This window comes from Lentzea indica, assembly GCF_012184385.1.
In the GTDB taxonomy this organism is placed as follows: domain Bacteria; phylum Actinomycetota; class Actinomycetes; order Mycobacteriales; family Pseudonocardiaceae; genus Lentzea; species Lentzea indica.
On sequence record NZ_VSRL01000191.1, the window covers coordinates 1 to 17,325 of the forward strand.

The window sequence follows — 17,325 nt, forward strand, 5'->3', positions numbered from 1 at the left end:
GTCGTCCAGGCCGCGCAGCCCGGACGCCGTCGCCGGCACCGCCGACACCGTCATCGCTCACGACGACCGTCACCAGATCACCTGCGTGTGTGACCTCGATCCGCACCTCGCGAGCGTTCGAGTGCTTGGCCGCGTTGGTGAGCGCCTCCGCGACCACGAAGTAGCAGGTGCCTTCCGCGACAGGCGAAAGCCGTCCCTGCGGGACACCGACGAGCACCGCGGGCACCGTGGACCGTTCCACCAGCGACAGCAGCGCCGGCCCGATCCCGGCGTCGGTCAGCAGCACCGGGTAGATGCCGCGGGCCAGCTCGCGCAGTTCGTCCAGCGCCCTGGCCAGCTCCTCCCGTGCGGCGCTGAGCAGCTCGGGCGAGTTCTCGGCCAGCCGCAACGTCAGCAGCACCGAGACCAGCCGCTGCTGCGCTCCGTCGTGGAGATCGCGTTCGACCTGGCGGCGTGCCTCGTCGGCGGCCTCGACGATGCGTTGCGCCCGCAACTCGTTCTGCACGGCCAAGGCCGCGCTCGCCGCGACCGCACGGACGAACGACGGATCCAGCGCCGGATCGTGCACGAGCGCCGCCAGCCGGGTCCCGCCCGCTTCGAGATAGGTGACACCACGAGAAGTCGGGGCCACCTCGCCGTAGACGATCTCCAACGACGGGTCGTGCAACGTGTGGGCCAGCACCGAGCGCAGGTCGTCCGGCAGCCCGGCGCCCAGCGACACCGCCAGCTCCCCCACCGCCGACCGGTCCAGCCTCGCCCGCACCAGCCCGTAGAGCAACGCGAGAGGCCATCCGACCAGCACCACCTCGGTCGACCACTGCAACGGCACCTGCACGGCCGGCGGCAACCCGAGCAACGCCGCCACGTAGGTGACGACCACGGTGAGCACGATCGCCGCGCCTCCCCACACGACCGGACCGAGATCGCGTCGGACCACGTTGCCGGAGCGAAGCCAGCGGGTGATCATCCGCGCCAGCAAGGCGCAGAAGAGGACGATCCCGGTGATCAACACGACGACCGCGACGGTCGGAACGCCGGGAGACGAGACCTCGCGGATCACCACGATGTTCTGCGGCCCGTCGAACGGCACCACCAGCAGATAGCCGACGTTCACCGGCACGGTCAGCAGATAGCCGAGGCTGACGACCACCCGCTGCCAGGGACTGGTGATCCGTCCGGTCGGGTAGGTGACCAGCAGGTGTCCGAGCACCGCCAGGTAGAGCGTCTTCGTCGCGACCCCGACGGCGAACGCCACGTCGTTCTCGATCGCCCCGGTCAGCCGGACGAACCACGCCAGCCCGACCGCGATCATCAGCTGCCCGGACGAGCTGTCCGGGCGGCGGTCCGCCGCCTCGATCCCGGCGCCGATGAACGCCAGTCCCACGGCGAGGTTCAGCACCACGGCCGGCACCGAGACCTCGTAGCCGCCCCACACCAGCGCGGCCAGCGCGAGGAATCCGGTGCCCAGCCAGAGAATTCTCATCGGCGCAGGTAGGCGAGCACGGCCAGCACCCGCCGGTTGTCGTCGGGCCCCTGCTGCAGACCGAGCTTCGTGAACACCGACCGCACGTACGCCTCGACCGTCTTGGGGCTCAGGAACAGCCGCCCGCAGATCGCCTGGTTCGACCGTCCCTCGGCCATCACGGCGAGCACCTCGCGTTCCCGTTCCGACAACGACTCCAGCGGATCGTCGATCCGCCGCCTGCCCACCAGCGTCGCCACCACGCCCGGATCGATGACCAGCCCGCCCGCCGCGACCCGCCGCACCGCGTCGGACAGCTCCGCCGGATCAGCGACACGATCCTTGAGCAGGTAGCCGGCGCCACGGGCGTCCGAGTCGAGCAGCCGCAAGGCGTAGTGGGGCTCCACATGGGCCGACAACACGAGCACGCCGACGTCCGGATGGCTCCTGCGGATCTCCTGCGCGGCGTCGAGGCCCTCGGTGGTGAAGCCCGGCGGCATCCGGATGTCGACGACCACGACGTCCGGCGGGTCGGCGTGCACCAGAGCCAGGAGCTCGGCCGCGTCGCCCGCCTTCGCCACCACCTCGAACCCGGCCTCGGTGAGCAACCGCGCAACGCCCTCACGGAACAAGGCGGCGTCATCAGCCAGTACTACCCGCATGCGCCGATGGAACCACGTGCGCGACCCGCCTGCGCCGCCACATGAACAACACGACCGCGTTCACCACCACGAGTCCGGCGGCCGCGGGGTACAGGAGCTGCATCGCGCCCGCGGTGTCGCTCACCACGAACGACCACGTGATCTTGAACAGGCCACCGCCGTTGATCGCGACCAGCGCCCAGACCAGCGAACGCCGCCACAACGCCGTGGCCAGGCCACCGAGCATCAGCGGGACGAGGAGAGCGACCGCGATCTTCGCGGGCGTCCACTCCCCCAGCAGGTACTCGCGTTCGGCGGCGAGCATCTCGATCGCGCCCGCGGTCGGGTGCTCCGGCGCCGGGAACCACGCCATGCTCGTCGCCAGTGCGACCAGGGTGAGCGCGATGCCCCACCCGCTGCGCCGGTAGCTGAAGTAAGCGAACGGCAGCAGGAACAACGGCCGGATGTACCAGCTGAGCTCGTTGTGGTGCCGTGCCCACGCCCACGCGGCGAGCTCGTTCAGCCACTCCATCATCTTCGATCTCCTTCCGAGTGGCTTCCAGCGTTCGCGTTCACGGCTGTCCTGACCACGAGGCCATCCCTCGAACCGGGGCAGGGTTTTCCCCGTATTACCCGAAAGCCTCTGTCTAGCGGCGGCCCCGCCTGACAAGCTCTGGAACCGTTGCCGCAGCGAGGAAGTGTCCGATGACCGTGCTCCCGCAAAGCACCGACGCCCTGCACCGGCTCAACGACGCCGTCGAGGGCTTCCTGCGTGGTGAGAAGGAGTTCAACCTCACCGATCCGTCGGCGCACATGCTGGTCGGCGGCCGCTTCCGCACCCTCGGCGCGCAGATCGGTTCCGCCGTGCTCGCGGGCGTGCCGGACGAGGACATCGCCGCGATCGTCCACCCGGCACGGGCGGCGTGCGGGCGTTCTCCCTTCACGCGCGACGAACAGGAATGGGCTCGCGGCTATCCCAGCGACTTCGAGCTGGTCGAGCACGTGATGGCCCAGGCCATCGACTCGCCGCCGGGCACGCTCGGCTGGCACGTCGAAGCGAACCTGCAGAGCTCGGCGATCACCCAGCAGCTGCGCAACAGGGTGATGCACCAGGCCAGGCTGATCAGCGACACGCTCACCGCGCCGCGCAACGGTCCGCGTTCGGTGCTGCTGATCGCCTCCGGTGCCGCGCCGGACCTGCGGCTCATCCCGCCCGGCATCGTGCGGCCCGGCGACAGGTTCGTGCTCACCGACGTCGACCCCGACGCGCTGACGCTGGCCCAGAAGCGGCTCGGGCTGCTCAACGACTTCACCACCGTGGTGCCCGGCAACGTCTTCCGCGCTTTGGGCAAGCTCGCCGAGCTCGGGCCGTTCGACCTCGTGCTCACCAACGGTCTCTACGACTATCTCAACGACCGCGCGGCCGTGCGGCTGACCGAGGCCGTGCTGACCAGGCTCTGCCGTCCCGGCGGCACGTTCTACTTCACCAGCATCACGACCGGTAACCCGTTCCGGTGGTCGCTCGAGTACCTGATGGACTGGTCGGTGATCGAACGCGACGAGGCCGCCGTCCGCGCTTTGCTGCCGGGATGCGACGTCTCGATCGGACATGAGCCGACCGGGCTGGCGTTGCTCACGCACGTCCGGACGAGGTTCTGATCCCCTTCGCCAGCAGCCAGACCGCGAGCACCATCTCATTGATCGCCAACGGCACGAACAGCGCGCCCGCCTGCGTTTGTGAGAGCACGTCGAGCAGCACGAGCACCGCACCGGCCAGATACGGCACCACGGCGATGAGCGCCCATACGGAGATCCACCGCGGCACCAGCTTCGACCGGAACAACAGGCTGTTCAGCAGCACGACGCTGACACAGAAGTAGATCGCGCTGGTGTGGCCCCACAGCTCGTCGATCTGCAGGTTCGCCAACGGTGCCACCGCCGACATCAGGAAGACGACTTCGAGTGTCCTGGCGACGACGTACCCCATCGCGAGGCCCTCGCCGTGTTGTTTGAGGATCGGGAACAGCGTCGGTGCGATGAACGCGATGGCCACCGCCATGAGGAACACCATCAGTCCTCTGGTCGTGCCTTGTGTGGCTGCGCTGACCACTCCTGCGGCCGTTGCGGTGATGAAGAGGGAACCAACAACACGTGCTGTCATGGCGCAGAGGGTGGCTGGTCTCGGTGTGCGGCTGGTGTGCGTTCGGTGTGTGAGAATTCGGCGGTGCGGGTCGGTTTGCTCGGTGGTGTCCGCGCCACCACCGACGACGGCGAGCCGATCGACATCGGTTCGCCCAGGTCGCAGGCGGTGCTGGCGGCGCTGGCGCTCTCGCAGGGGACGCCGTTGCCGGTGTCGCGGCTGATCGACCTCGTGTGGGGTGACGCCCCGCCCAACTCCGCATCCAAAGCTCTGCAGTGGCATGTGGCGCAGCTGCGGAAGTCTCTCGGGGCTGACGCGATCGCACGGGTTGGTGCCGCCTATCGGCTCGATGTGCACACGGATGTGGAGCACTTCCGGCGGTGTGTCCGTCTCGGGGACACGGCGGCGGCCGTTGCGTCGTGGGGCGGCGTGCCGCTGGCGGGGTTGGAGGCGCCCGGACTGGACTCGGCGGTCGCCGGGCTCACCGAGGAGTGGCTGGGCGCGGTCGAGATGGACTTCTCGCGTCGAGTCTCGGCGGATCCGCGCTCTGTTGTTGGTGAGCTGTCATCGTTCGTGTCGGACCATCCCACTCGTGAGGGGCTGGCGGCGCTGCTGATGACGGCGCTCTATCGGACCGGTCGGCAAGCCGACGCTCTCGCGGTGTACCAACGGGTTCGGCAGCACCTTGTCGACGAGCTCGGGGTCGAGCCCGGACCTGCGTTGCGGGTGGCGGAGCAGCAGGTGCTCGCGCACGCGGAGGTTCCGGCGCCGGTGCTGATCGGCCGCGATGCTGATCTTGCCGCCGTTCGGGAGGCTTTGCGGCTGTCGCCGGTGGTGACTTTGGTGGGGCCGGGCGGAATCGGCAAGACGCGGCTGGCTTCAGCTTTCGACGGGGCGTTCGTGTCTCTGGCGGAGATCACCTTGCCGGCTGACGTGCCGCGGGCCGTTGCCGACGCGTTGGGGATCGTGGAACGGCCCGGCGTGACGGTGGCTCAGGCGGTTGTTGCGGCTCGGCCCTCGTTGCTGGTGCTGGACAACTGCGAGCACGTGCTGGACGGGGCGGCGGCTTTCGCTTCCGCGGTGTGTTCGTCGGTGCAGGTTCTTGCCACGTCACGGGAGCGGCTTTCCGTGGCCGACGAGCAGGTTGTTGTTGTCGAGCCGTTGGACGATGCCGCGAGTGTTGAGTTATTTGACGTCCGTGCGCGCGCGGCCGACCCTGCGTACTCCGGCGACGCCTCTGTCATTGAGCTCTGTCGGCGGCTTGACGGGATTCCGCTGGTGATCGAGCTGGCGGCCGCGCGGGTTCGGAGCCATCGGCCTGCCGAGCTGCTGACTCGGCTCGACATCGGGGTCCGGCGGACCGGTTCCGCGCGGCATCGGACGGTGCGTTCGGCGATTCAGTGGTCCTACGACCTGTTGTCCGCTCCTGAACAGGAGCTGTTCTGCCGGCTTTCGGTGTTCGCGGCGCCGTTCGACCTCGATGCGGTGGCTGACGACCATCTGCTCGGCGATCTGGTCGAGCGGTCGACGGTGGCAGTCCACGATGGACCGTTCGGGCGGCGGTTCCGGCTGTTGGAACCGTTGCGGCAGTTCGCTTCGGAGCTGCTGCGTGATCGTGCAGCGGCGTTGTCGTCGCACGCTTCGTGGTGTGTGCGGCAGGTTGCGCTCATTGGTGGTCTGCTCGGCGGGCCTGCCGAGGTCGAGGGTGTGGGGCGGCTTGCCGAGCTGTGGCCGAACCTGCGGGCGGCGGTGACGTGGGCGCTCGAGTCCGGGGACGTTCGACTGGCGGATGCGCTCATCAGGCCTGTTGTGACGGAGCTTCCGCTGCGCGGGCGGCGGGAGATCGGTGACTGGGCCGAGCAGCTCCTCGCCGCTATGGCATCGCACCACACACACGTACGCGCCGGGGTTCCCCCAAAATCAACACTAGCAAGTGGGTCTGACAGTTTGGGCGGTGCCGAGGCGGGCCTGGGCGCGTTCTGGCTGGTCTGGGTGGCCGAGCGAAACACCCAGAGCTCCAGCCCAGCCGGACTGCCGGACACGCCGGACCACCCGCTCAGCCGATACGCACGCGCCTACGCGTCCGGCGACGGCCTGAAGCTCGCGCAGAGTCTGCCCGAGGCTGTGTCGTCGGTGGACGATCCGCAGCTCAGGGCGTTCCTGGAGTTGATGCCATCGGGCACCCTCCTCGGCGTCGGGCAGTTCGAGCACGTCGACACCAAGGTCGCGCGGCTTGCGGACCGGTATCGGGAACAAGGCCCGCCGACCCTGCTGCACTGGGCTCTGCAGACGCTCGGTTACTCGGCGATGTTCCAGGGCCGCGTCCCCGACCCGTTCTTCGACGAGGCTGCGGACGTCGCGCTGCCGCCGGGCACGTTGTCGGCCAACAAGACCACCGAGGCGCGTCGAGCGTTTCGGCAAGGGGACCGCGACAAGGCGTTCGAGCTCCTCGAAGCGCACATCGACGAGTTGCTGGAGACCGGCAACGTGGTGGCGGCGAGCATTGTGGCGCTCGAGTTCATCGCGATCACCAAGGCGAGCCTGCGCGAAGAAGCGGCCACGGTGCTCGGCTATCTGAAGCACGCCAACGATTTCGGGGCGATGGCGGCACAGAAACTCGTCATCGGACTCACCACGACGGCGCCGGGCATGGGCGACCGCGAGGCGTTGCTCTACATGCGCGGGGTGCTCAGCGCAGGCCGTGGGCGATCCGGGTCACGAAGGCCACCAGCCGGTCGGGTGTGAACTTCTCGGGGTCGGTAAGCACGAGACGGCCGGACATCTCCCCGAGGGCGAGCATCGCGTGGCCCAGCAACTCGGAGTCCAGGTCGTCGAGGCCGCCCAATTCCTTCACGCCGAGTGCGGCGAGGTCCTCGATCTGGGCGAGGACGCCCGCGCGCACCAGTTCGACCTGCGCGCGGAACTCGTGTGGCGTGCCTTCAGGCGGCAGGAGCACGAGCCGCCACCGGTCGGGGGCCTCGACGACGGCGTTCACGAAGACGCGGACGGCGTCGGCGAAGGCGTCGTCGGGGGAACGGGTGGCGAAGTCGGTGGGCAATGCGGCGAGGACCTGTTCGGTGGCGCGGGCGGCCTCGCGTTCGAGCAGGGCGCCGATGAGCTCGCCGCGGTTGGCGAAGAGGTCGTAGAGCACGGGCTTGGTGACCTGGGCTTCTTTGGCGACGGACTCCATGGTCACGGTGTCGAAGCCGGCCGGGATCAGGGTCAGGGCGGCGTCCAGCAGCTGCTCGCGGCGCTGCTCGGGCGGCAGGCGGCGGGCGTACTTGCGGCGCGTTGTGCTCACGGGTCCATATTGCTACGGTGGCGTAGCTTTCACAAAGCTACGCTGGCGTAGTAATTGGCGGAGGTACGCGATGGAGCCGGACAACCTCGTTCTGCAGCCGCGTGACGTGCAGTTCGACTGGTCGACCCTGCCGATGCACTGGGTCCCCGACGAGCCGGTGACCACGCACGTCATGAACGTCCTGCACCTCCTGTTGCCGGAGGGCGAACGGTGGTTCGTGCGGACGTTCCAGCAGGCGGTGCCGCTGATCAGGGACGACACGTTGCGCGAGGACGTGCTTGGGTTCATCGGGCAGGAGGCCATGCACGCCGAGGCGCACAGCGAGGTGCTCGACCACCTGCTCGCCAACGGCCTGGACCCGCGGCCGTTCACACGGCAGATGGAGCACGTGTTCCGCCGGATCCTCGGGCTCAGGGCGGGACTCAGCGAGGAACAGGCACGCGAGCAGCTGATCGAGCGGGTCGCGATCGTCGCCGCCGTCGAGCACTTCACCGCGTACCTGGGCGACTGGATGCTGAACGCCGACGCGCTCGACCGGGCGGGCATCCACCCGGTGATGCTGGACCTGCTGCGCTGGCACGCGGCCGAGGAGGTCGAGCACCGCAGCGTCGCGTACGACCTGATGTGCCACCTCGACCGCCGGTACGTGCGCCGCGCACGAGCGATGCTGCTCGTGGCGCCGGTCCTGTTCTGGCTGTGGGTGCGTGGCGCACGGTTCATGGTGAAGGCGGACAAGACCACGTCGGCGCGGCTGACCTGGCGCGAGGCCGCGCGGGCGGGGCGGCGCGGGTTGCTGCCGAAGCTGCCGGTGATCTTCCGCGCGTTCCTGCGGTACTTCCACCCGGCCTACCACCCGAAGCAGGAGGGGTCGACGGCGCAGGCCATCGCCTACCTGGCGTCCTCCCCTGCGGCACGGGAGGCGCACTGATGCTGCGCGGTCTGACCCGGTTCGGCACCCTCTACGACGCCGCGGTCACCCGGTTCGGTGGCCGGGCGCGTCCTGGCGTCGCGCGGGACGCCTTGTGGCTCACCGTGATCGAGCGAAGGGAAGTCGCGGACGGGGTGGTGAGCCTCCGTTTCGGAGGTCCGGCACTGCCCGCCTGGCAGCCCGGCTGTCACGTCGATCTGCACCTGCCGTCCGGGCTGCGCCGCCAGTACTCGCTGTGCGGCGACACCGCCGACTCCACGTACCGGATCGCGGTGCGCGAGGTCGGCGCCGGTTCGCGCGAGGTGCAGGCGTTGCGGGTGGGCGACCGGATCCAGGTTCGTGGGCCGCGCAACGCGTTCCCGTTCGCCGGGATCGGGCCCGTCGTGTTCGTGGCGGGCGGCATCGGGATCACGCCGATCCTGCCGATGGTGCACGCGGCGGCCGAGCGAGGCCTGGACTGGCGGCTCGTGTACTGCGGGCGGTCCATGGCCGCGATGCCGTTCCTGGACGAACTACCGGTCGGCCACGTCGACGTGCGGATCGGCCGTGGCGGGTCGTTGCTCAACGACGCCGTTCCGAATGGCGCTGTCTACTGCTGCGGCCCGGCGTCGATGCTCGACCAGGTGCGGGCCGAGTTCTCGTCGCGCTGGCTGCACTTCGAACGCTTCAGCCCGCCGCCGATCGCCGGCGGCCGCCCGTTCACGGTCGAACTGCGCCGCAGCGGGGTATCCCTCGACGTGCCAGCCGACAGGTCGGCGCTGGACGTGATCAGGGACTTCCGGCCGTCGGTCGCCTACTCGTGCCGGCAGGGGTTCTGCGGCACGTGCGAGGTCGGCGGCGTGCGGATCTGCGTGGACAGGCCCACCGGTGACCGGCTCGTCTTGGAGGAACTGTGAAGGTGCGATCCGGGGACGTCGAACTCGCCGTGCAGGTGCGCGGCACGTCCGGGCCGACCGTGGTTCTGGTGCACGGGTATCCCGACACGCACGCCGTCTGGGACCGTGTGGCGGCGATCCTGGAAAAGGACTTCCGAGTTGTAACCTACGACGTGCGCGGCGCCGGCGAGTCGACTGCGCCGTCCACAGAGGACGGTTATCGGCTCGAACATCTGTCGAACGACCTGTTCGCGGTGATCGACGAGGTCAGCCCGGACGAGCCGGTCCACGTGGTCGGCCACGACTGGGGCTCGATCCAGTCGTGGGAGGCCGTGACGACGCCCGGTGCGCGGATCGCGACGTTCACCTCGATCTCCGGGCCGTGCCTCGACCACCTGGGCCACTGGTCGCGGAAGGGCATGTCGATCGCCCACCTCCGGCAGTTCTTCCGGTCCTGGTACATCGGCGCGTTCTACCTGCCGGTGATCGCTCCACTGTTCTGGCGCCTCTACCTCGCCCGCCGCTGGGGAGACGTGCTGCGGCGGCTGGAGGGCGTCCGCGCCACGCCGGCGAGCACGATCGCATCCGACGCGGCGCGCGGAATCTCGTTGTACCGGGCCAACATCCGCCAGGTCATGCGGTCGCCACGGCACCGCCTCGCGCCCATACCGGTGCAGGTGATCCAGCCGACCCGCGACCGCTACATCCGCACCGAGCCGCTCGACCTCGAACGCTGGGTGCCGTCGTTGCGGCGGCGCAGGATCGTGGCAGGGCACTGGGCGCCGCTCAGCCACCCGGAGCCGCTCGCCCGGATGATCAGCGAGTTCGTCGCGGACTCCGCTCCCCCGCGCGAGCTGGTCGTGATCACCGGTGGTGGCAGCGGCATCGGCAGGGCGACCGCGGTGGCGTTCGCCAAGGCGGGCGCGAAGGTCGTGGTGTCCGATGTGGACTTCGCCGCGGCCAAGGAGACCGCGGACATGGTCGGCGGTCACGCCTACGAGGTCGACGTGCGCTCCGAGGAAGCCGTGCGGGCCTGGGCACGCCAGGTCGCCCGCGAACACGGCGTGCCCGATGTCGTCGTCAACAACGCCGGCATCGGCCACTCCGGATCGTTCCTGTCGACGTCCACCGAGCAGTGGCAACGGGTGCTGGACGTCAACCTGTGGGGCGTCGTGCACGGCTGCCGGGCGTTCGGTGAGCTGATGGTCGAACGCGGAGAGGGCGGCCACATCGTGAACCTGTCCTCGGCGGCGGCCTATCTGCCGTCGAAGATCCTCTCCGCGTACGCCACCAGCAAGGCGGCGGTGTTCATGCTCTCCGACTGCCTGCGGGCCGAGCTCGCACCGCACGCCATCGGCGTCAGCACGATCTGTCCGGGGCTGGTGAACACGAACATCACCGCGACCACGACGTTCTCCGGCGTCAGCGCCGACGAGGAACGCCGCAAGCAGGACCGCGCGTCCCGCCTCTACGCCAGGCGCGGCTTCGGCCCGGAAGGCGTGGCCGCCGAGATCGTCCGCGCGGTGCGCCGCAACCGCCCGGTGGTGCCGGTGACGGCAGAGGCGAAGGCGGCACGGCTGGCCGGCCGCGTTGCGCCGGGCCTGTTGCGCGCCTTCGCCAAGCTAGACGTCGGCTAGCTGTCCGCCGAAAGCAGCGGCGAGCCGGAGCCAGGGCGCGCCTCCTCCGGCCGTCCCTGCCGCTCCAGCGTGCGCCCGAGCAGCAGGTGGGCGTAGTGCTCGACAGGGTCGCGGTCCACGACGACGCGGAGCTGCGCCTCGGCCTTGCCCAGCTGGGCCGAGTGGTAGTAGGCGCGGGCCAGCAGCAGACGGAGGTCTGTCTGGAACGGCACTTCCTCGGCGACCTCGGCCAGCAGCTGCGCGGCCCTCGTGTAGTCCTTGGTGTCGAACAGCAGCTGTGCCCGCTCCCACTTCTCGGCCGCGGTCTCCACGTGACCGAAGTCGAAGAGGCGCGTCGCGGTCAGCCAGCGGTCCACCGCCACCTCGCCGTTCGGCTGGTAGGCGTTGAAGTTGTCCGTCATCGAACCTCCTTACGGACGCGTACAACGTCCTCCGGAAGGAGTTATTCCAGCAGCGGCAGTGGCCCGAAGCGGTAGCCGTCCCAGATCCGCCGCGACACCTCCTCCGGGTAGGCCACGACGGTCGACGGATCGTCGAAGACCCGCGTCAGCCGTTCAGCCGGGGTGTAGGTGGGCCAGCCGGGGTCGCCGTGGATCGCGAACGACGACCACGCCGTCCGCATCCGCGCGGACAGCTCCTCCGTCGCCGCGGTGATGTCGCCCAGCACCGCGGCGGTCTGACCGCACCCCGGGTTGCCGAAGACCAGCGGAACGTCCAGCCCGTGACAGGCCCCGAGCCGGTCGGGCGGCTCCCAGGTCACCTCGTAGACGTGAGCGCGACCGCCGCCGGCGACGTGCGCCTCCGCGAGGTGCAGCGACGGCATCCGGAACAGCCAGTCCGAGCAGACCAGTTCGAACAGCTCCTCCGGTGCCAATTCCGGATACTCCAGGCCGGGAGCGAACACCTCCACCGCCGTCGCGGCCTGCTCCGCGGTCACCGAGCCGAGCAGGCCTTCCAGCGCGGTGAGCAACCGTTGCTCGTCGCGCGTGTGCCCGGCGATCAGCTCGACGTCCCGTGCCGCGCCGTTGGCCAGCGCCTCCCACGGCGCCACCGGCAGAACCTCGCCGTCGACCACCGGCGCGAACGGGATCACCTTGTGCGCTGCCTGTCCCCAGCGACCGGTGAACTGCGCGATCTTGGCCATGACCTCGTCGCCCGCGATCGGCAGCAACTCCGGATCCACAGTGGACAGATCGGCGACCGTGGGGCGCAGACCCAGTTCGGCGGCGCACACCGCGGCGATGTCGGCGGCCAGCTCCGGGGTGAAGAACGTGCCAGGCACGCTGCTCGCGATCGCGCGGTGGAACAACCCGGCCGCACGGGGCATGGCGAGCAACGCGGCCACCGAGCCACCGCCAGCCGATTGACCGAAGACCGTCACGCGGGCAGGGTCGCCGCCGAACGCGCGGATGTTGTCGCGCACCCATTCCAGCGCCGCGACCTGGTCCAGCAGGCCGCGGTTCGCCGGGGCGCCCTCGATGGCCGCGAAGCCCTCGATGCCCACGCGGTAGTTGAACGTGACCACGACGACGCCGTCCAGCGCCAGCCGCGTGCCGTCGTACTCGGGCAGGCCGGACATGCCGATCGTGTAGGCGCCGCCCTGGATCCAGACCATGACCGGCAGGTCACCGGACACGTCGGGCGACCAGACGTTCGCGGTCAGCCAGTCGTCACCGGCCACGCCCATGCCGTCCATGCCGAACACCCCGGCCTGCGGTGGTGGCGGGCCGAACGCCAACGCCTCCCGCACCCCCTCCCACGCCGGAGCCGGTTGTGGTGCGGCGAAACGCAGGGCGCCGACCGGGGGCGCGGCGAACGGGATGCCGCGAAAGACCCCCACACCCGATTCCGAAGCGCCTCGAACGGTTCCAGCGGAGACACGAACCTCGACCATGGGCGGGATCGTCGTCTCACCACCGGCCGAAAGCGAGGGAATTTCCGATCAGGCCGTGACGACCACCTTCGCCCGCGCGTGCTCCCGCTCGACGTGGCGGATCGCGTCGGGCGCGTCGGTCAGGGGGTAGGTCCGCTCGATCACCGGCACCAGCTGCCCCGACTCGGCGAGCTCGCGCAGCGCGGCCAGGTTCTCCTTGCTGGGCTTGGCTTCCAGCGCCACGAGCCGCTGCCGGGCGAACGGTCCGAGCACCTTGCCCTGGATGATCAACCGGTACGGGCCGAACAGCACCCCGCCGGTGAAGCTGCCTCCGCCGGACAGCACGAGCGTCCCGTCCGGGGTGAGCGCACCCCGCAACTCGCCCATCGACCGGTTGCCCACGAGGTCGAAGATCAGGTCGTAGCGTTCGCCACCGCTGGCGAAGTCCTCGGACGTGTAGTCGATCACGTGGTCCGCCCCGGCCGAACGGACCTGCTCGACGTTCCGCGTGCTGCAGACACCGGTCACGACCGCCTTGCGCGCCTTGGCGATCTGCACCGCCATCAGCCCAACGCCCCCGGACGCACCGTTGATCAGCACCTTCTGCCCGGCCTGCAGTTCGCGCAGCCCCATCCACGCGGTGTTGCCCGCCAGCGGCAGCGTCGCCGTCTGCTCGAACGTCAGGTTCGCCGGCTTGTGCTCGACCAGATGCGCCGGCACACGGACGTACTCGGCGAAGGCCCCCTCGACCTCGCCGAACACCTCGTCACCGACCTGCACCATCCCGTTCACGCCAGGCCCGGTCGCCTCGACCACGCCCGCGAAGTCGAGGCCACGGATCCTGGTCTTCGGCCCGCGCAGCCCGAGGAACAGCCGGGCGAAGTACGGGTCGCCCCGCATGATGTGCCAGTCGGCGGCGTTCACCGACGAGGCCCGCACCCGCACCAGCACTTCGCCGGTTGCGGGCACGGGCCGTTCGACCTCTCGGAGCTCGAGCACATCCGCCGAGCCGTATCTGTCCTGCACGATCGCCTTCATCGCGGCCTCCCTCGCTTGCCGAGAAAGGTAAGCGGCGCCAAAGGTTTCCCACATCAGGGACGACCCCTAGGGACCGTCACAGGGGAAGCTGCCCGCCCGACTGCTCCTTGACCATGTACTCGGCGTACCAGTCCGGCCAGTTCTCGTCGAACTCGCCACCGTTGCGCTTCTCGTGCTCGCCGTGCGCCAGCGCTGCCCTGCGCAGCGCCGAAGCCAGGTCGGAGATCGACGCGTAGGACGTGTCGTCAGCGTCGACGCGGCCAGGCAGGCGGGTCGTGACCTCCTGCAGGATCCACGTGTTGCCGTCCGGGTCGGCGAACTCGGCGCGCGAGAAGTAGCTGCGGCGCTCGGGGTCGGCGCCCTCGACAGGGCCGTCCGGGCCACCGTGGAAGATCGGGCCGACCTTGATGCCCGCGGCGAGCAGGGCCTCGTGCGTCTCGACGATGTCCGAGACGATCAGGAAGTGCCGTCCCGAACCGGGTTCGGCGGTCGTGACGCCCTCACCGAAGTGGATGGACGTGTTGGAGCCGTACGGGGTGAACTGCACGACCCACGGCGGGGTCACGTCCAGGCGCCAGCCGAGCCGGCTGTAGAACTCCTTGGCGCGCTCCACGTCGGTGACCGGGATGACCGTCACTTCGAGCTTCATGTCGATCTCTTCAAGCGTCTTCACTTCGCCACTTCCTTTGCGAGGTCGCGGAGGCCGTTGAGGAAGGCCTCGGAAAAGGTGGGGAACGGCTGGATGACGTCGAGCAGCACGGACAGCGGGACCTTCGCGCGGATCGCGACGGTGGCCTGCTGAAGCCACTCGCCCGCCTCGGGACCGATGGCGTAGGCGCCGGTGAGGACTTCGCCGTCGGACACGAGGGTCAGGAAGCCGGGTCGCGTGTCGTACTCACGGGTGTAGGTGGCCGTGCGCGCGACGCCGGACAGGTGGACTGTTGCGGTGTACTTTCCTTCTGCCGCACCGACTGCGGCGACCTGCGGGTCGGTGAACACGACCCGTGGCACGGCGTCGTAGTTGACCTTGGCGTCGTTGCCGAGGATGTTCGCGGCGGCGACGCGGCCCTGGTACTTGCCGACGTGGGTCAGGTTCCACTGGCCCGTGACGTCGCCGACCGCCCAGATGCCGTCGGCCACGTTCATCCGCTCGTCGGTGACCAGGCCGTGCGGATTCGGTTCGACGCCAACGGTTTCGAGCCCGATGCCCTCGACCCGCGGACGCCTGCCGGTGGCGACGAGGAGCTTGTCGCCGCGCAGCCGCGTGCCGTCCGGGAGGTCGAGCACGTACTCGTCACCGTCCTTCGAGGCCGCGGTGGCGTGCGCCCCGAGGTGGAGCTCGACGCCGTCCGCGGTCAGCGCCTCACCGAGCGCGCGGCCGACCGCCTCGGGTTCGCGGGGCAGCAGGTGATCCGCGCCGTCGATCAGTGCGACCGAGGCGCCGAGGCGGGTGAACGCCTGGGCCATCTCGACGCCGGCCGGTCCTCCGCCGAGGATCAGCAGCCTTCCCGGGATCTCCTTCACGCCGGTGGCCTCGCGGTTCGTCCACACGTCCAGCTCGCGCAGTCCAGGGATCGGCGGGATGAACGCGGACGAGCCCGTGGCGATCACGATGTGGTCGGCCGTGTAGGTCTCCTCGCCCACCGCGACGGTCTTCCGGCCGGCGATGCGTCCGTCACCGCGCAGCACGTCGATGCCAGTGTCACGGGCCCACTTCTCGCCGCCCGCGTCGTCGTAAGAAGAGACCATGAAGTCGCGCCACTCCAGTGCGGCCTTGGCGTCGACCTCGCCGGTGATCGCCTCACGCGCACCGGGGACTTCGCGAGCGGCTGCGACGGCGTCACCGGCACGCAGCAGCGTCTTGGACGGGATGCAGGCGTAGAAGGAGCACTCGCCGCCGAGCAGTTCGCGCTCGACCAGCGCCACTCGCAGCCCGCCCTCGGCGGCGGCGGCGGCGAAGTGCTCGCCGGGCGATCCGCCGCCGATGACGATGACGTCGTAGTGCCCAGAAGAAGTGTGCCCAGAAGAAGTGTGCCCAGAAGAAGTCTGGTCACTCATCACACACGTCCAGGAAGGCGCGTGGTGACTTCCTGGAGCACCCAGCCGTTGCCGTCGGGGTCGCTGAACGAGGCGAACGACCCGTAGCTGGAGCGGTCCGGGGCGGGGCCGTCGACCCTGGAGACCGTGCCCGCGTGGTGGAAGACGCCGGTCTTGTCGTGGAAGACCTCGCTGACCTCGACGCCCCGGCTGACCAGGTCCTCGCGGGCGGCCACGACGTCGTCGACGATCAGGTGCAGGCCCTCCGCGCTGCCTGGCGCCGCGTTCGTCACGCCGCTGCCGAAGATGATCGACGCGGGTGAGCCGGGCGGGGTGAGCTGCACGAGGCGGTAGCCCTCGTCGTCGGCGAACTCGGCGTCGAAGCGCCAGCCCAGCGTCTTGTAGAAGTGGATCGCCCTGTCGATGTCGCTGACCGGGATGACGGCCACCTCGAACTTGTAGTCCATCGGGGTTCAACTCCTTCTGTTCGTGTACCGCAAGAGTCGTCCCACCAGTGGGTCGCTCGAACCCGTGGAACACCCTGGTCACTCCCTGGCACGTAGGCTCGTGCCCGTGTCGGACGATCTCCTGGGCAGACGCACCGAGGGCGAGACGCTGGACCGTCTGCTCACGCAGGCGAAGACGGGCAGTGGCCAGGTGCTGGTCCTGCGCGGCGAGGCCGGGATCGGCAAGACAGCGCTGCTCGACCACGTGTCGTCGCGCGCCTCCGGCTTCCGGGTCGCGCGGGCCGCGGGCGTGGAGTCCGAGAGCGCGTTCCCGTACGCGGGGCTGCACCAGCTGTGCGCGCCGTTCCTCGACCGGCTGGACCGGCTGCCCGCACCGCAGCGCGAGGCGCTCGGCACCGCGTTCGGGATGGCCTCCGGACCTCGGCCGACGCGGTTCATGGTGGGCCTGGCGGTGCTGACGCTGCTCGCCGAGGTCGCCGACGAGCAGCCACTCGTGTGCCTGGTCGACGACGCGCAGTGGCTCGACTCGATGTCGTCTGCGGTGCTCGGGTTCGTCGCCCGCAGGCTGCTCGCGGAACGGATCGCGCTGGTCTTCGTGCTGCGCGAGGGCAACGACCACCTCGACGGGCTGCCAGAGCTGTTCGTGCGCGGCCTGGACGACTCCGACGCCCGCGCGTTGCTGGAGTCGGTGATCAAGGGGCCGGTGGACGGCCGGGTGCGCGACCGGATCATGGCCGAGGCTCGCGGCAACCCGCTCGCGTTGCTGGAACTGCCGCGCGCGTGGACGACTGCCGAGCTGGCCGACGGGTTGGACGCCGGGCCGCTGACCAGCCGCATCGAGCAGAGCTTCGTCCGCCAGATCGAACCGCTGCCCGCCGACACGCGTCTGCTGATGCTGACCGCCGCCGCCGAACCGCTCGGTGAGG

At 69.8% G+C, this 17,325-nt stretch carries 17 protein-coding genes; 6 read left to right on the forward strand and 11 right to left on the reverse strand.

What is annotated here, in order from left to right; translation table 11 throughout:
• The 3 genes from FXN61_RS35615 to FXN61_RS35625 form a co-directional block, all read right to left on the reverse strand.
• Positions 1–1,483, reverse strand: a 1,483-nt coding sequence (locus FXN61_RS35615; RefSeq protein ID WP_167978336.1) for a sensor histidine kinase, incomplete at its 3' end; no start/stop codon positions are given.
• A complete protein-coding gene (locus tag FXN61_RS35620; protein ID WP_167978337.1) occupies positions 1,480–2,124 on the reverse strand; it encodes a response regulator transcription factor in 645 nt (214 codons plus the stop codon). The genes FXN61_RS35620 and FXN61_RS35615, both read right to left, overlap by 4 nt.
• Positions 2,105–2,638, reverse strand: a complete 534-nt coding sequence (locus FXN61_RS35625) for a hypothetical protein (RefSeq protein WP_167978338.1) — start codon at positions 2,636–2,638, stop codon at positions 2,105–2,107. Before FXN61_RS35625 ends, FXN61_RS35620 begins: the two co-directional genes overlap by 20 nt.
• Before the next feature lie 170 nt (positions 2,639–2,808).
• Between FXN61_RS35625 and FXN61_RS35630 the strand changes: the two genes are divergently transcribed.
• Positions 2,809–3,762 (forward strand): class I SAM-dependent methyltransferase, encoded by a 954-nt coding sequence (locus FXN61_RS35630; protein ID WP_167978339.1) that lies wholly within the window; start codon positions 2,809–2,811, stop codon positions 3,760–3,762.
• Here the strand turns inward: FXN61_RS35630 and FXN61_RS35635 are convergent.
• Positions 3,737–4,264, reverse strand: coding sequence for a DUF4386 domain-containing protein (locus FXN61_RS35635; protein ID WP_167978340.1), 528 nt, complete (start codon positions 4,262–4,264; stop codon positions 3,737–3,739). The two genes, FXN61_RS35630 and FXN61_RS35635, sit on opposite strands and share 26 nt — an antisense overlap.
• 63 nt (positions 4,265–4,327) lie before the next feature.
• Here FXN61_RS35635 and FXN61_RS35640 point away from each other — a divergent pair, with 63 nt between their 5' ends.
• The gene (locus tag FXN61_RS35640) at positions 4,328–6,988 is read left to right on the forward strand and encodes an AfsR/SARP family transcriptional regulator (RefSeq protein ID WP_167978341.1); all 2,661 of its coding nucleotides are present in this window, start codon (positions 4,328–4,330) and stop codon (positions 6,986–6,988) included.
• Here the strand turns inward: FXN61_RS35640 and FXN61_RS35645 are convergent.
• Positions 6,933–7,544 (reverse strand): TetR/AcrR family transcriptional regulator, encoded by a 612-nt coding sequence (locus FXN61_RS35645; RefSeq protein ID WP_167978342.1) that lies wholly within the window; start codon positions 7,542–7,544, stop codon positions 6,933–6,935. The two genes, FXN61_RS35640 and FXN61_RS35645, sit on opposite strands and share 56 nt — an antisense overlap.
• Before the next feature lie 70 nt (positions 7,545–7,614).
• Here FXN61_RS35645 and FXN61_RS35650 point away from each other — a divergent pair, with 70 nt between their 5' ends.
• From FXN61_RS35650 to FXN61_RS35660, 3 genes are read left to right on the forward strand one after another with little or no spacing between them, the layout of a single operon-like run.
• On the forward strand, positions 7,615–8,472 hold the full coding sequence (locus tag FXN61_RS35650) for a metal-dependent hydrolase (protein ID WP_167978343.1): 858 nt from the start codon (positions 7,615–7,617) through the stop codon (positions 8,470–8,472).
• On the forward strand, positions 8,472–9,368 hold the full coding sequence (locus FXN61_RS35655) for a PDR/VanB family oxidoreductase (protein WP_167978344.1): 897 nt from the start codon (positions 8,472–8,474) through the stop codon (positions 9,366–9,368). The genes FXN61_RS35650 and FXN61_RS35655 overlap by 1 nt, the downstream gene beginning before the upstream one ends.
• Positions 9,365–10,984 (forward strand): SDR family oxidoreductase, encoded by a 1,620-nt coding sequence (locus FXN61_RS35660; RefSeq protein ID WP_167978345.1) that lies wholly within the window; start codon positions 9,365–9,367, stop codon positions 10,982–10,984. The genes FXN61_RS35655 and FXN61_RS35660 overlap by 4 nt, the downstream gene beginning before the upstream one ends.
• Here FXN61_RS35660 and FXN61_RS35665 read toward each other — a convergent pair.
• The 6 genes from FXN61_RS35665 to FXN61_RS35690 form a co-directional block, all read right to left on the reverse strand.
• Complete coding sequence (locus FXN61_RS35665) at positions 10,981–11,385, reverse strand: tetratricopeptide repeat protein (protein ID WP_167978346.1); 405 nt, start codon at positions 11,383–11,385, stop codon at positions 10,981–10,983. The genes FXN61_RS35660 and FXN61_RS35665 overlap by 4 nt on opposite strands.
• Positions 11,386–11,426: 41 nt before the next feature.
• Positions 11,427–12,878, reverse strand: a complete 1,452-nt coding sequence (locus FXN61_RS35670) for a carboxylesterase/lipase family protein (protein WP_167978347.1) — start codon at positions 12,876–12,878, stop codon at positions 11,427–11,429.
• Between the two features lie 48 nt (positions 12,879–12,926).
• Positions 12,927–13,895 carry an NAD(P)-dependent alcohol dehydrogenase gene (locus FXN61_RS35675; protein ID WP_167978348.1) on the reverse strand — a complete coding sequence of 323 codons (969 nt, stop codon included), beginning with the start codon at positions 13,893–13,895 and terminating at the stop codon, positions 12,927–12,929.
• Between the two features lie 76 nt (positions 13,896–13,971).
• Positions 13,972–14,568: a VOC family protein gene (locus tag FXN61_RS35680; protein WP_312878245.1), complete on the reverse strand. Its 597-nt coding sequence runs from the start codon at positions 14,566–14,568 to the stop codon at positions 13,972–13,974.
• Positions 14,565–15,953, reverse strand: a complete 1,389-nt coding sequence (locus FXN61_RS35685) for a dihydrolipoyl dehydrogenase family protein (protein WP_167978349.1) — start codon at positions 15,951–15,953, stop codon at positions 14,565–14,567. Before FXN61_RS35685 ends, FXN61_RS35680 begins: the two co-directional genes overlap by 4 nt.
• Positions 15,953–16,399 (reverse strand): VOC family protein, encoded by a 447-nt coding sequence (locus FXN61_RS35690; protein ID WP_167978350.1) that lies wholly within the window; start codon positions 16,397–16,399, stop codon positions 15,953–15,955. The genes FXN61_RS35685 and FXN61_RS35690 overlap by 1 nt, the downstream gene beginning before the upstream one ends.
• A gap of 106 nt (positions 16,400–16,505) precedes the next feature.
• Here FXN61_RS35690 and FXN61_RS35695 point away from each other — a divergent pair.
• A partial coding sequence (locus FXN61_RS35695) for an AAA family ATPase (RefSeq protein ID WP_312878246.1) occupies positions 16,506–17,325 on the forward strand: 820 nt, incomplete at its 3' end.

What these genes read in the sequence shown, in the direction of transcription:
- FXN61_RS35685 (WP_167978349.1), bottom strand. Translation starts at nt 15,953, where the DNA reads ATGAGTGACCAGACTTCTTCTGGGCACACTTCTTCTGGGCACACTTCT.
- FXN61_RS35690 (WP_167978350.1), bottom strand. Translation starts at nt 16,399, where the DNA reads ATGGACTACAAGTTCGAGGTGGCCGTCATCCCGGTCAGCGACATCGAC.
- FXN61_RS35670 (WP_167978347.1), bottom strand. Translation starts at nt 12,878, where the DNA reads ATGGTCGAGGTTCGTGTCTCCGCTGGAACCGTTCGAGGCGCTTCGGAA.
- FXN61_RS35620 (WP_167978337.1), bottom strand. Translation starts at nt 2,124, where the DNA reads ATGCGGGTAGTACTGGCTGATGACGCCGCCTTGTTCCGTGAGGGCGTT.
- FXN61_RS35675 (WP_167978348.1), bottom strand. Translation starts at nt 13,895, where the DNA reads ATGAAGGCGATCGTGCAGGACAGATACGGCTCGGCGGATGTGCTCGAG.
- FXN61_RS35630 (WP_167978339.1), top strand. Translation starts at nt 2,809, where the DNA reads ATGACCGTGCTCCCGCAAAGCACCGACGCCCTGCACCGGCTCAACGAC.
- FXN61_RS35665 (WP_167978346.1), bottom strand. Translation starts at nt 11,385, where the DNA reads ATGACGGACAACTTCAACGCCTACCAGCCGAACGGCGAGGTGGCGGTG.
- FXN61_RS35655 (WP_167978344.1), top strand. Translation starts at nt 8,472, where the DNA reads ATGCTGCGCGGTCTGACCCGGTTCGGCACCCTCTACGACGCCGCGGTC.
- FXN61_RS35625 (WP_167978338.1), bottom strand. Translation starts at nt 2,638, where the DNA reads ATGATGGAGTGGCTGAACGAGCTCGCCGCGTGGGCGTGGGCACGGCAC.
- FXN61_RS35650 (WP_167978343.1), top strand. Translation starts at nt 7,615, where the DNA reads ATGGAGCCGGACAACCTCGTTCTGCAGCCGCGTGACGTGCAGTTCGAC.
- FXN61_RS35635 (WP_167978340.1), bottom strand. Translation starts at nt 4,264, where the DNA reads ATGACAGCACGTGTTGTTGGTTCCCTCTTCATCACCGCAACGGCCGCA.